Source organism: Escherichia sp. MOD1-EC4550 (genome assembly GCF_963876935.1).
Lineage (GTDB): Bacteria > Pseudomonadota > Gammaproteobacteria > Enterobacterales > Enterobacteriaceae > Escherichia > Escherichia coli_F.
In genome coordinates, this window is record NZ_CAWNSE010000023.1 from 334265 (window position 1) to 347349 (window position 13085).

Below are 13085 nucleotides of genomic sequence, written 5' to 3' on the forward strand. Positions count from 1 at the left end.
GCGTCAGAGCGCCTGGGTAAAGGTACGTGAAATAACATCCTGTTGCTGTTCACGGGTCAGTGCGTTGAAGCGCACGGCGTAGCCAGAGACACGGATTGTCAGGTTAGGATATTTTTCCGGGTGCTCGATGGCATCCAGCAGCATTTCCCGATTCATTACGTTGACGTTGAGGTGTTGACCGCCTTCGACATCCGCTTCGTGGTGGAAATACCCATCCAGCAGGCCGACAAGGTTGGTTTTACGTACTGGATCTTCTTTGCCCAGCGCCGCAGGAACGATTGAGAAGGTGTACGAGATCCCATCTTTGGCGTAGGTGAACGGCAGTTTCGCCACCGACGTCAATGAGGCCACGGCACCTTTGCGGTCACGACCATGCATCGGGTTAGCGCCCGGCGCGAACGGTGTTCCGGCGCGACGACCGTCCGGCGTATTACCGGTTTTCTGGCCGTACACCACGTTAGAAGTGATAGTCAGAATCGACTGGGTAGGGACGGCGTTGCGATAGGTTGGCAGCGCTTTAATTTTCTTCATAAAGCGTTCAACCAGGTCGCAGGCAATGCTGTCTACGCGCTCGTCGTTGTTGCCGTACTGCGGATATTCACCGTCGATTTCAAAGTCCACCGCCAGGCCGTTTTCGTCACGGATTGGTTTCACGCGGGCATATTTGATGGCAGACAGGGAGTCCGTCGCCACCGACAGGCCCGCGATGCCGCATGCCATAGTGCGATAGACATCACGATCGTGCAGCGCCATCAGCGAAGCTTCGTAGCTGTACTTGTCGTGCATGTAGTGAATGATATTCAGCGCGCTGATGTACTGCACCGCCAGCCAGTCCATGAAGTGATCGAGGCTGTCCATCACTTTGTCGTAATCCAGCACGTCGTCCATCAGCGGTGCTGTTTTCGGCCCGACCTGAATCTTCAGCTTCTCGTCCACCCCGCCGTTAATTGCGTAGAGCAGCGTTTTCGCCAGGTTAGCGCGTGCACCAAAGAACTGCATTTGCTTACCAATCACCATTGGGCTGACGCAGCAGGCAATCGCGTAATCGTCGCTGTTGAAGTCAGTACGCATCAGATCGTCATTTTCATACTGCAAGGAAGAGGTGACGATCGACACCTGCGCGGCATATTTTTTGAAGGCAATCGGTAATTCTTCCGACCAAAGAATGGTCAGGTTAGGCTCCGGTGCCGGCCCCATAGTGTGCAGGGTGTGCAAATAGCGGAAGGAGTTTTTAGTCACCAGCGTACGACCGTCCAGCCCCATCCCGCCGATCACTTCCGTCGCCCAGATTGGGTCGCCGGAGAACAGCGAATCAAATTCCGGCGTACGCAAGAAGCGCACCATACGGATCTTCATAATGAAGTGATCGATCAGTTCCTGTGCCTGCTGCTCATTGAGTACGCCTGCTTTAAAGTCGCGTTCAATGTAGATATCGAGGAACGATGCCGTGCGCCCCAGCGACATCGCGCCGCCGTTCTGTGATTTCACTGCCGCCAGATAAGCGAAGTAGAGCCACTGCACCGCTTCCTGCGCATTCTGCGCCGGGCGAGAGATATCAAAGCCATATTTCGCCGCCATTTCCTGAATCTGCAACAGCGCATAACGATGCTCTGCCAGCTCCTCACGCAGACGGATGGTGGCTTCCAGATCCTCGCCTTTTTCCAGACGAGACTGGAGATCGGCAAATTGCAGTTCGCGTTCACGCACCAGATAACGAATGCCATACAGCGCTACGCGGCGATAGTCACCGATAATGCGCCCACGTCCATAACCATCTGGTAAACCGGTCAGTACGCCAGATTTACGGCAGCGCAGCATATCCGGTGAGTAAACATCAAATACGCCCTGGTTATGGGTTTTACGCAGATCGGTAAACAGATATTCAAATTCACTGTCCATTTCTCGGCCATAGGCGTGGAATGAACTTTTAATCATATTAATGCCACCGAACGGGTGTAGCGCACGTTTCAACGGCGCATCCGTTTGCAGGCCAACAATTTTTTCCAGCGGCTGGTTAATATATCCCGCATCATGAGCGGTAATTGTGGTGGCAATATTGGTATCGAAATCAACCGGCGCGTGGGTTGCATTTTCGATACGGATGCCTTCCATTACTTTTTCCCACAATTCCGTGGTGGCAGGCGTCGCTTCGGCGAGGAAAGATTCATCGCCTTCATACGGTGTATAGTTATGTTGAATAAAATCGCGGACATTAATTTCGTTTTTCCAGTCCGTACCTTTAAAGCCAAGCCATGCGTCGGCGTACAGCTTATCGCTGGTATCAATATCTACCTTCATGAAAAATAATCTCTCTACAATACTTCAACTAAATTATGCAAATTCTGCGGGCGCGTTAACTTTGCCTAAATGAATGGCATCCAAAGCAATCATTTTTTCTTCGTTAGTCGGAATAACGGCACAAATGACACGCGCATTTTCACTGGAAACAATTCGCTCTCCAAAAGAGTTAGATCGATTATTCATTTCTGTATCAATCACTACGCCTAATACAGCCAAATGTTCCATGACCAGACGACGAATTAAACTTGAATTCTCTCCTATTCCGCCGGTGAATATAATTCCATCCAGGCGACGTAATGAAGCTGCGTGCCCGGCAATATGACGGGCAATTCGGTGAACAAAGGTTTTAATTGCCAGTTGCGCGCGTTCGTGACCTTCATGCCAGGCTTTTTCCAGAACACGTAAATCCGAAGAAAGACCGGAAATACCTAATAATCCCGACTCTTTATTCACTACGCGTTCCAGGTCACCCAGGCTCTGGTTGGTTTGGCTGGCGACCCAGGACATCGCACCAAAGTCGACATCGCCACTGCGGGTACCCATCATCAAGCCTTCCAGCGGCGTCATTCCCATTGAAGTATCAACACTCTGACCGTTGCAAACCGCGCAGATTGACGCGCCATTGCCAAGATGCGCCACAACCAGGCCGGAGTCATCTTCCGCCAGATTCAGCAGCGAATGTGCGCGCTGGGAAACATAGCGGTGCGACGTGCCGTGGAAACCATAACGGCGTACACCTAACTCTTCATAATATTTCCACGGCAGGCCGTATAAATAAGCTTCCGGAGCCATCGTCTGGTGGAAACTGGTATCAAATACCGCCACCTGAGTTACGCCCGGAAATAATTGCTGCGCCGATTCAATACCACTTAAATTGGCGTAATTATGCAGGGGTGCCAGTGGAGAAACGCGACGGATATTATCAATGACTTCATCGGTAATAATGGCGGACTCGGTAAAAATACTGCCGCCGTGAGCGATGCGGTGGCCAATTAAGGCCACGCTGTCATTTAAATTCCGTTTTTCCAGTTCAAATGCAATTGCCTTCAATGCACCTTCGTAGCTGTGGTGAGCCAGCGGTGCTGGCTCTCCCCCATTTACGGATAAGAATGCATTTTCCGAGTTAATACCGTCGGCAATACCTGACATTAATACTTCACAGTCGCTGGCATCGAGTACGGAAAACTTAATCGAAGACGAACCACAGTTAATAACCAAAACAACCGGAAATTCATTCATCTCTTTTCTCATCCTGAGTTACGGATTAAAACAGTTTGTATACGATGTTCAGGATGGTCAGCAGACCAATCACGGTAACAAACACGTTATCCAGACGACCACGGTATTTCGCCAGAGACGGCGCTTTACGGATGGCATACATCGGCAACAGGCACAGCAGGGATGCGATAATCGGTGCGCCCATGGCTTCAATCAGGTCGAGGATGTTCGGGTTGGCGTAGGCAACAACCCAGGTGGAGCCCATGATGAAGATCATGCTAAGAGTATTCAGTTTACCCAGCGACACTTTGGTTTTGTCACCTTTATAACCGAACTTCAGAATCAGACCATTCAAGCCTTCCAGCGTCCCCAGATAGTGACCGAAGAAAGATTTGAAGATAGCCACGAGTGCGATGATGGAAGCCGCATATTCCAGTGTAATCGCGAACGTTGTTTTGGTACCGGTCATGGACGCAAAGTGGTTAGCCAGATAAGAAAGCACTGGAATATTCTGCGCTTTGGCTTCCGCCATGTTGGCCGGAGACAGAGTAAACAGGCAGCTAAAGGCAAAGAACATCACCACTGCAACCATCAGCATGCTGGCACGAGAAATGATTTGGGAACATTTACGTTCGGTGAAGTCGCGACCGAAGTCTTTCTCATACTCTTCACGTTTAGAAACCACGAAGGAAGAGACGATTGGCGAGAAGTTAAAGGAGAAAACCATGATGGAAATCCCCAGCCAGACAGTGATCAGGATACCGTCATGACCGGTTAACGACAGCGAACCGAGGTCAACCTGGTCGATAACTGCAGAGTTCCAGTAAGGGATCAGCGACAAAGAAATCAGCACCAGGCTGGCGATAAACGGCCATACCAGGTAGCTCATCACTTTAACCATCAGATCCTTACCAAACCAGATGACGAAAGCCATCAGCAGCAACAGGAACAGCGCCACAAAGCCGCGATTCAGCGGTGCAAAGCCGAGCTGGTTTTCCCAGAACGTCATAAAGGTATTGGTAATAGTAACGCCATAAATCCACAGCAGTGGGCAAATCGCGAAGAAGTACAGGAACGTGATAACCACGCCGCCAGTTTTACCAAAATGCTCTTCCACCGTTTCCGTAATGTTGCCGGAAGGGTTAGAGCCAGAAAGACACAGACGCGCCAGCGCCCGGTGGCAATAAAACGCGATGGGGTATGCCAATACCAACATCAGAAGAATCGGGATCAGTCCGCCAAAACCTGCGCGGATAGGGAAGAACAGCACCCCGGCGCCGATTGCCGTACCAAACAAGCCTAACGTCCATGTGGTATCTGATTTACGCCAGGACGATTGTTTTGTCTGGCTGGATACAATGCTATCTGAAGTACTCATATCCTATCCTCAACGAATTAATTAAGCGTCAACGAAACCGGTGATTTGAGAGACGCGAGAAAGATCGATATTGCCGCCGGAAATAATACTGACGGTTTTTCTGTTTTGAATATATTGGTCTAATTTACCGCTTAATAATGCAGCACATGCCAGAGCGCCTGCGCCTTCGGTGACGACTTTATTGCGCTGAATTAAGGCAATCATACTGTTTCTGATTTCGTCTTCGCTGACCAGCACGATGTCATCGACTAATTCACGAACGATTTCGTAAGTTAAATTACCCGGGCGGGAGACATCACAACCATCCGCCAGGGTGCCGGTAGTTCGGTGCGTGGTTATTTCTCCGGAGTGGAAAGAAGCCGCCATGCCGTGAACGTTTTCAGACTGTACGCCAATAACACGAATGGTCGGGTTAATAGATTTAATTGCCACCGCAATACCAGCAATTAAACCGCCACCACCAATTGGCACAATCACGTTATCGACATCATAGAGATCTTCCATAATTTCCAGACCAATCGTTCCCTGGCCAGCAATCACTTTCGGATCATCGTAAGGTGGGATAAAAATACGGCCTTCCATTTCGACAATTTCGCTCACTTTAGCGATAGTGTCGTTGAAGTTATCACCATGCAGAACGACTTCTGCGGAGTAGTCGCACGTTGCCGCTACTTTGGATTTTGGCGCACCTTTTGGCATCACCACTTTACCGTCGATACCCAGCATCGCGCAGGAGAGGGAAACCCCTTGCGCATGGTTGCCCGCAGAACAGGCCACCACGCCTTTACGTTTTTCCACATCGGTCAGTGAACTTAATTTATTAAATGCGCCACGAATTTTAAATGAACCCGTACGCTGCATATTTTCAAACTTCAGGAATATTTCACCTTTGCAACGTTCACTAAAATAGTTGGAGCGAGGCATGCCTGTTTTATAAATTCGCCCAGCCAGTCGTTGTTTCGCTTCAATAATGTCATCAATAGCAACCGGCAGATCGTATGTAATATGCATTATAAAACCTCTTCGCCTGAATTAAATATGTAGGTAACCGTAACCGACACCTGCAAGACAGACAGGTGGATTATTTATGTTTAAATAAAAACAAATAACTAACCAACTTCTATTAATTGCCTTCGTCTACACCCATTATAAGATGAATACTCTTTGGCTAATTCCACCAAAACCGATGCTGCTTTTTTAATACGATAATTTTTCGACCATACCGCGGCATATTGTGCCACAGGTAATGTTTCTTCAACCGGAATAGTAATAAATTGATTAGAACCAAAAGGTGACGTCATATCACAAGGAATTACAGTTAAGAAATCAGCATTGAGAACAAGATTATAAATTGTCACGACTGAGTCGGTTTTAACGATGTTTTCAATACTGATGCCATTTCTTTGTAACGTAGTAAGCAGTTCGCTGTAGTACCCCATATTAGTTTGTGGCAACACCCACTGTTCGTTCTTCAACGACTCCAGCGTGGTGGTGCCGGTGCATGTTCGGGACTTACTGGCTACCAGCACAAACTCGGACTCGAACAGCGGCTCAACATGTAAATCCTGAAGCTTCATTTCTGCACTTAACGTACCAATCGCAAAATCCAGTCGACCGTCGCGGATTGCCGGTAAGAACGAAGACAGTTGCGCTTCATACATAGAAACCTGCGCTTTCGGGAACACCTCTTTGAACTTGTTGATCATCCCTGACATAAAAGTAAAACCAATCAATGAAGGAAAACCAAATGAGACTTCCACCACCGCCTCAGAAGACATACCGCTTATCTCATTAACCATATTTTTCATTTCACGGGTAATGGATTCGGAACGGGAGAGTAACAATTGACCGGCAGGTGTTAATGTTACACCGGTATTTTTCCGCACCACTAATTCCACACCAAAATAATCTTCAATATCGTTAATGATTTTACTGACGGCCGGTTGAGTTAACCCTAATTCTTTTGCAGCCGAGCCGATAGAGCCACTTCTAATGACTTCCTGAAAGACTACCAGATGCTGCGTTTTCGGAAGAAGAATAGTGCTCATAACTACCTACGTTAATAACCTCATTGACGGCATGAAGTGTATCAAAATGAAATGAACAGGATATGTGCGACCACTCACAAATTAACTTTCAATACTTTTCTGGATATCACTGTATCAATTAAATGCTTTTATATATCAATAAGTTAAAGTATATAAATCAGCATAAACCCTGATTTTTGTCAAAAAAAATGACAGGGATAACCATATTTTATGGCGATAACATCATTCGTTATGTGGTTAATAAAAAAAAGCAGCTGCGACCATATTTCAAGCAATTAGCGGATAATTACCAGGCAAATTTTGAGTTAAATTTTATGAGCAAGTTATCAAATTTTATTATAAATAAATCATTTTCAGCGATAAATAATGCGGCACGTCACATTTTTTCTCGCTATTTGTTGGAGGGAAAACATTTATTTTATCAATGTTTTAAAATTTCGAATACAGATATTGATCATCTCGAACAATTGATTAACATCAACTTTCACCCTTCTTACAGGACGTCATTTTGTGAATGCAATCGTTTCCCCTCGTTTCTACTGTCACCATAGTTACTAAATAGCATTTTGTGTTGATGATCACAAAACGAATAATTGATGTTCATCGCTATACGATCAGAATAAGAGAACAAGGAGGATTTTCGTTGTGCTTTACATCGTTGTAGACCACAGAATTTTGCTTCGTTGACTGTAATGCCGGGTAATTGAGCGTTTTTTGATAGTTGTGAGCGAACCGTGCAAGGAAAATAAGCATTGATTATTGTTTGTCATGATGACAAGGCAGGCATCAATGAAAGGTTATTCGGTTTCACATTTTTTACCCCCTTCGATACCACCAATGTACGAAACTGTTAACACTTATAATAGAAACATTGATTATTGGAAGGTAAAAATAAAATTTGCCGAGATTATATCGACAAATGACGTTAATGAAATTTACAGCATAAGCAATGAATTGCGGAGAATATTATCTGCAATTACTGCATTGAATGTCTATAAAGGTGATGTTTCTTCTGTAATGATCCGAATCCAACCGGAAAATAGAAGTCCATTCATCATAGATATTTCTACAGGAGTAAATGATGATTATATAATACAAACTTTAGATGTAGGCACATTTTCACCTTTTGGCGAAAAATGTACTTGTTCAGCCATCAATAGAAAAGATCTGGAGTGTATCAAGGAGACAATTTTTAAGTTTTGCGCAAAGTTCACGCAAAAAGAAGTTATCTTAACGGAATTTAATCATTTTAATAAAACTGACAATGTTTCAGATTGTTGGCAAATTCTCTTTTTTTCACCAGATCATTTTAATCATGATTCTCATTGATTATTTAAAAAGGATAAAATAATGTTCCCGGTTTCATCAATAGGTAATGACTTAGGTAATAATTTAGTATGTATAAAAATGAATGACCTTCCTGAAAACCCCATAATAAATGACCTCAAAGCACTAGCACCAGGTGTAGTAAAACTAATACAGACTTCTAAACAAATGGTCACGTTAATCAGCGCGTTGCAACCTGGTGGGACATGTATTATCGATGGTGATTTCCAACAAGAATTAGCATACTTAAAAAATGTAATACTTTATAATGACTCGTCTCTTCGCATAGACTTTTTAGGTTATAATGCCCAAATAACGCAACGATCAGACAATACTTGCGAACTTATAATTTGTGAACCGTTAAATAACAAAAAAATTTCAACAGACATCATGAACATAAATTGTTCATTAAAGGAAATTTATAATGAAATCAGAAGACTAAATGTAATCTTTAGCTCTGGAGCAGGCGACGTAATAGATTTATCCTATCTGGACTTGCATAACGTCGATTTAACTGGTTATGATTTTTCAAATAAACATATGGCTTACGCGACTTTAGATCCCTTTACATTGTTTGCAACAAAGTTTACTAAAACCAATATGTACAATATAAATTTTATGCGTTCGACACACAATGGTACTATCTCATGGAATTCTTTATTAAAAATCACCCCAGCGTTAACAAGTATCAGCGATGATTATTCCAGAGAAAAAATCAACTTTGTCGAAAGTTGTTTAAATGAGCTTGGAGATTTAACCGAAGATCAATTAAAAATCATGAGATATGCGATTATAAAATCCATACCAACAGCAAATATAACAGACAAATTAGAAAAAGAATTAACAAAAAGCATATATAAAAATTCCTCAAAAATTAATAATTATTTGAGCAAAGTTAAATTACCAGAGATGAAAAACTTCTCATTAGAAAAAGCATATGATTATATCGACAAAATTATTGAAGAATATGATTGCGTCAAAAAAAATGATTACCAAACCGATCCAGAAATTAATTATACTGTCGATTACAACCTAGATTACACTAACTCAAACGACTTGCTTTCAGATAATAGCCTGGAGGAAGAGAGATATTCTGTTGACAATTCCTTTTCAGACGATGAATTTAGCTTCAACGAGTGTCGTTTTATTAGCAAAGAATATACGTATGATTACGATCTTTTAAATGAAATATAAATGTAATGATTTCTTGCAAAGTCTATTATTAATAGCTTAGATATTCGTTCATCTTTCCGTCTGCACCAAAAGTAAAAGCTTGCCGAAGCAGGTTCGAGACTGATGATAAACACAAAATTGCCTGAGGCGCTACGCTTATCAGGCCTACATTGCCTCTGTGCAATATATTGAATTTTCGTTGTTTTGTAGGCCAGATAAGACGTTCATCTTTCCGACCACCCTCCTCAAAAGCAAAAACCCGCCAGTTTACGCTGGCGGGTTTTCGTTAAAATAGGTGAAACTGACCGATAAGCCGGGTTCTGTCGTGGACAGTCATTCATCTAGGCCAGCAATCGCTCACTGGCTCAAGCAGCCTACCCGGGTTCAGTACGGGCCGTACCTTATGAACCCCTATTTGGCCTTGCTCCGGGTGGAGTTTACCGTGCCACGGACTGTTACCAGCCGCGCGGTGCGCTCTTACCGCACCCTTTCACCCTTACCTGATCCCGCTTGCACGGGCCATCGGCGGTTTGCTCTCTGTTGCACTGGTCGTGGGTTTCCCCCCCAGGCGTTACCTGGCACCCTGCCCTATGGAGCCCGGACTTTCCTCCCCTCCGCCCGTCTCCCCCGAAGAGGACGACGACGAAGCGGCGACTGTCTGGTCAGCTTCGGCGCGCAGTATAGAGGGTTTGCGCGCCCTTGTCACCCCGCGTTGCGCATTCCAATCGCCAGTGTCGCGGCGATATTACGTGAAGCACGGTAAATATTGTCATAAGCCCCGCGGAATGCTTCGTCCAACGTACCAATACTGGTCAATACGCTGAAGACCGCATCAATGCCATGCTGATGTACAACGCCAACATCATTGGTCAGGCTACCCGCAATGCCAATCACCGGTTTATGGTACTTTTTCGCCACGTTTGCGACGCCAATCGGAACCTTGCCGTGTATACTCTGGCTGTCAATACGCCCTTCACCGGTGATCACCAGCGTACAATCGTGAATATGTTCCTCCAGATTCAGCGCCGTCGTGACGATTTCAATACCACTTTTCAGTTCCGCACCAAGAAACGCCATCAGCGCCGCGCCCATACCGCCCGCAGCTCCTGCGCCGGGGACATCTTTCACATCAACATGCAGCGCTTTTTTAATGACATCGGCATAGTGAGAGAGGTTATTGTCCAGCTCGACAATCATCGCTTCACTGGCTCCCTTTTGTGGGCCAAAGATGCGCGATGCGCCGTTATCGCCCACCAGCGGATTGGTGACATCGCAGGCAACGCGAATCGTACAATTCTTTAAGCGTGGATCGAGGCCCGATATATCAATGGTATTCAGGGTATTAAGACTACCGCCGCCAAAACCAATTTCATTGCCGTTGGCATCGCATAATTTCGCCCCCAGCGCCTGCACCATGCCTGCGCCGCCGTCGTTGGTGGCGCTGCCGCCAATGCCGATAATAATGTTTGTCGCGCCGCTCTCCAGCGCCTGCAGGATTAACTCGCCAGTACCGCGTGAAGTGGTCACAAGTGGATCGCGTTTTTCCGCAGGTACCAGTTCCAGCCCACTGGCCGCCGCCATTTCGATAAACGCGGTTTTGCCATCGCCGGAGATCCCCCAACTGGCATTCACTTTCTCGCCCAGCGGCCCTGTAACCCAGGCGTGACGTTCAGCCCCCTGGGTGGCTGCAATCATGGCTTCCACCGTTCCTTCACCACCGTCGGCAACCGGAACGGAAACATACTGTGCATCAGGAAAAATTTCCCGAAATCCTTTTTCTATCGCCTGCGCAACCTCGCTGGCAGATAAACTTTCTTTATAAGAGTCTGGGGCGATTACGATTTTCATACCTATGCCTGTTACCACATGACGCCGGAGGGCGTTTCTCTTATTCGGCCTGGATTCCAGGCCCGGATTGCAATACGCCATCCGGGCACGACGTCATTAGCGAGTAACTTCGACTTTCGCCAGTTTTTCGTAGTAGCACGCCAGGGCGCTATGATCCGCCGTTCCTAAACCATCGGCACGCAGTGCCTGCATCATCTCCATAACCGCAGCTGTGAGCGGCAGTTGCGCGCCGACGCCGTGGGAAGTATCCAGCGCATTTGCCAGATCCTTAATATGCAGATCAATACGGAAGCCCGGCTTGAAGTTGCGGTCCATCACCATCGGCGCTTTGGCATCCAGCACGGTACTGCCCGCCAGTCCACCGCGAATTGCCTGATACACCAGATCCGGGTTAACGCCCGCTTTGGTTGCCAGCGTTAACGCTTCTGACATCGCGGCAATATTCAGCGCCACAATGACCTGATTTGCCAGTTTGGTGACGTTACCTGCACCGATTTCCCCGGTATGCACCACGGAACCCGCCATCGCTTTCATCAAATCATAGTATTTGTCGAAAATAGCCTTGTCGCCGCCCACCATCACTGACAGCGTACCGTCGATGGCTTTCGGTTCACCGCCGCTCACCGGGGCGTCCAGCATATCAATGCCTTTCGCTTTCAGCGCTTCGCTTATTTCACGGCTTGCCAGCGGTGCAATAGAACTCATATCGATCAATACCGTACCTGGCTTCGCGCCTTCAATAATGCCATTCTCACCCAGCGCCACCTCTTTCACATGAGGGGAGTTTGGCAGCATGGTTATGATGACGTCGCACTGTTCAGCGATCGCTTTAGCCGTAGAAGCTGTTTCTGCACCTGCAGCAATCACGTCAGCAATAGCTTCTGGGTTACGGTCAGCAACCACCAGCGAGTAACCTGCTTTCAGAAGGTTTTTACTCATTGGTTTACCCATAATCCCCAGGCCAATAAAACCAACTTTCATAGTCATATCAATCATCTCTCTTGTTGCGGTGGTGGTTATTTTTTAAAGGTATCAGCCAGTTTCTGAGTGGCAGAGCGGAAGACGCCGAGATCGCTGCCGACAGCCACAAACGTCGCGCCCCATTCCAGATAACGACGCGCATCGGCTTCGACCGGCGCGAGGATACCGCTGGGTTTGCCGTGCGCACTGGCACGGTTAAAAATATGCTGGATTGCTTTTTGTACATCCGGGTGCGAGGCATTGCCGAGATGGCCTAATGCCGCAGCCAGATCGCTGGGGCCGACGAAGATACCGTCTACACCTTCGGTAGCGGCAATGGCATCGACGTTATCTACGCCCTGCTGACTTTCTATCTGGACCAGAATGGTGATGTTCTTGTTCGACTGAGCGAAATAATCCGCCACGGTGCCAAACATATTGGCGCGGTGAGAAACGGAGACGCCGCGAATGCCTTCCGGTGGGTAACGGGTTGATGCCACCGCCTGCTCTGCTTCCTCTTTTGTTTCTACAAAAGGAATCAGGAAGTTATAGAAACCGATATCCAGAAGACGCTTTATAATTACCGGCTCGTTGGTCGGCACTCGCACTACTGGCGCGCTGGCGCTGCCTTTCAGGGCCATTAACTGCGGAATAAACGTGGAGATATCGTTTGGCGCATGTTCGCCATCCAGCACCAGCCAGTCAAACCCAGCCAAACCAAGAACTTCAGTGCTAATCGGGTTAGAGAGTGCTGACCAGCAACCAATTTGTACCTGTTTCGCAGCCAGTGCGGCTTTGAATTTATTCGGGAAAACATCGTTATTCATCGCTTA

11 protein-coding genes and 1 other RNA gene are annotated in these 13085 nt (G+C 46.7%); 3 read left to right on the plus strand and 9 right to left on the minus strand.

The window, feature by feature from the left end; genetic code table 11:
• Positions 1-3: 3 nt before the first annotated feature.
• The 5 genes from tdcE to tdcA all read right to left on the minus strand — a co-directional run bounded on the left by tdcE (position 4) and on the right by tdcA (position 6945).
• Positions 4-2298, minus strand: coding sequence for a 2-ketobutyrate formate-lyase/pyruvate formate-lyase (gene tdcE / locus AACU19_RS17745; RefSeq protein WP_105278364.1), 2295 nt, complete (start codon positions 2296-2298; stop codon positions 4-6).
• A 33-nt stretch (positions 2299-2331) separates the two neighbouring features.
• A complete protein-coding gene (gene tdcD / locus AACU19_RS17750) occupies positions 2332-3540 on the minus strand; it encodes a propionate kinase (RefSeq protein ID WP_001300401.1) in 1209 nt (402 codons plus the stop codon).
• Between the two features lie 25 nt (positions 3541-3565).
• On the minus strand, positions 3566-4897 hold the full coding sequence (gene tdcC, locus AACU19_RS17755) for a threonine/serine transporter TdcC (protein ID WP_000107721.1): 1332 nt from the start codon (positions 4895-4897) through the stop codon (positions 3566-3568).
• 21 nt (positions 4898-4918) lie between these two features.
• Complete coding sequence (gene tdcB, locus AACU19_RS17760) at positions 4919-5908, minus strand: bifunctional threonine ammonia-lyase/L-serine ammonia-lyase TdcB (RefSeq protein WP_105278365.1); 990 nt, start codon at positions 5906-5908, stop codon at positions 4919-4921.
• 98 nt (positions 5909-6006) lie between these two features.
• Positions 6007-6945: a transcriptional regulator TdcA gene (gene tdcA / locus AACU19_RS17765; protein WP_000104211.1), complete on the minus strand. Its 939-nt coding sequence runs from the start codon at positions 6943-6945 to the stop codon at positions 6007-6009.
• A gap of 314 nt (positions 6946-7259) precedes the next feature.
• Here tdcA and tdcR point away from each other — a divergent pair, with 314 nt between their 5' ends.
• The 3 genes from tdcR to AACU19_RS17780 all read left to right on the plus strand — a co-directional run bounded on the left by tdcR (position 7260) and on the right by AACU19_RS17780 (position 9465).
• Entirely contained in the window at positions 7260-7496 is a 237-nt protein-coding gene (gene tdcR / locus AACU19_RS17770) for a transcriptional activator TdcR (protein ID WP_050009867.1), read from the plus strand.
• Positions 7497-7734: 238 nt separating this feature from the next.
• Complete coding sequence (locus AACU19_RS17775) at positions 7735-8274, plus strand: hypothetical protein (RefSeq protein ID WP_001352916.1); 540 nt, start codon at positions 7735-7737, stop codon at positions 8272-8274.
• 21 nt (positions 8275-8295) lie between these two features.
• Complete coding sequence (locus AACU19_RS17780; protein ID WP_105278366.1) at positions 8296-9465, plus strand: hypothetical protein; 1170 nt, start codon at positions 8296-8298, stop codon at positions 9463-9465.
• A 272-nt stretch (positions 9466-9737) separates the two neighbouring features.
• Here the strand turns inward: AACU19_RS17780 and rnpB are convergent.
• From rnpB to garL, 4 genes are all read right to left on the minus strand, one after another.
• An RNA gene (rnpB, locus tag AACU19_RS17785) (RNase P RNA component class A) lies at positions 9738-10114 on the minus strand.
• Between the two features lie 32 nt (positions 10115-10146).
• On the minus strand, positions 10147-11292 hold the full coding sequence (garK, locus tag AACU19_RS17790) for a glycerate 2-kinase (protein WP_105278367.1): 1146 nt from the start codon (positions 11290-11292) through the stop codon (positions 10147-10149).
• Positions 11293-11388: 96 nt separating this feature from the next.
• Positions 11389-12279, minus strand: a complete 891-nt coding sequence (garR, locus tag AACU19_RS17795; protein WP_001303675.1) for a 2-hydroxy-3-oxopropionate reductase — start codon at positions 12277-12279, stop codon at positions 11389-11391.
• Between the two features lie 29 nt (positions 12280-12308).
• The gene (gene garL, locus AACU19_RS17800; protein ID WP_001058227.1) at positions 12309-13079 is read right to left on the minus strand and encodes a 2-dehydro-3-deoxyglucarate aldolase; all 771 of its coding nucleotides are present in this window, start codon (positions 13077-13079) and stop codon (positions 12309-12311) included.
• Positions 13080-13085: the final 6 nt, after the last annotated feature.

Coding starts and splice junctions, on each gene's coding strand:
- AACU19_RS17780 (WP_105278366.1), top strand. CDS start 8,296: ATGTTCCCGGTTTCATCAATAGGTAATGACTTAGGTAATAATTTAGTA.
- garR (WP_001303675.1), bottom strand. CDS start 12,279: ATGACTATGAAAGTTGGTTTTATTGGCCTGGGGATTATGGGTAAACCA.
- tdcE (WP_105278364.1), bottom strand. CDS start 2,298: ATGAAGGTAGATATTGATACCAGCGATAAGCTGTACGCCGACGCATGG.
- tdcR (WP_050009867.1), top strand. CDS start 7,260: ATGAGCAAGTTATCAAATTTTATTATAAATAAATCATTTTCAGCGATA.
- tdcD (WP_001300401.1), bottom strand. CDS start 3,540: ATGAATGAATTTCCGGTTGTTTTGGTTATTAACTGTGGTTCGTCTTCG.
- tdcB (WP_105278365.1), bottom strand. CDS start 5,908: ATGCATATTACATACGATCTGCCGGTTGCTATTGATGACATTATTGAA.
- garK (WP_105278367.1), bottom strand. CDS start 11,292: ATGAAAATCGTAATCGCCCCAGACTCTTATAAAGAAAGTTTATCTGCC.
- garL (WP_001058227.1), bottom strand. CDS start 13,079: ATGAATAACGATGTTTTCCCGAATAAATTCAAAGCCGCACTGGCTGCG.
- tdcC (WP_000107721.1), bottom strand. CDS start 4,897: ATGAGTACTTCAGATAGCATTGTATCCAGCCAGACAAAACAATCGTCC.
- AACU19_RS17775 (WP_001352916.1), top strand. CDS start 7,735: ATGAAAGGTTATTCGGTTTCACATTTTTTACCCCCTTCGATACCACCA.
- tdcA (WP_000104211.1), bottom strand. CDS start 6,945: ATGAGCACTATTCTTCTTCCGAAAACGCAGCATCTGGTAGTCTTTCAG.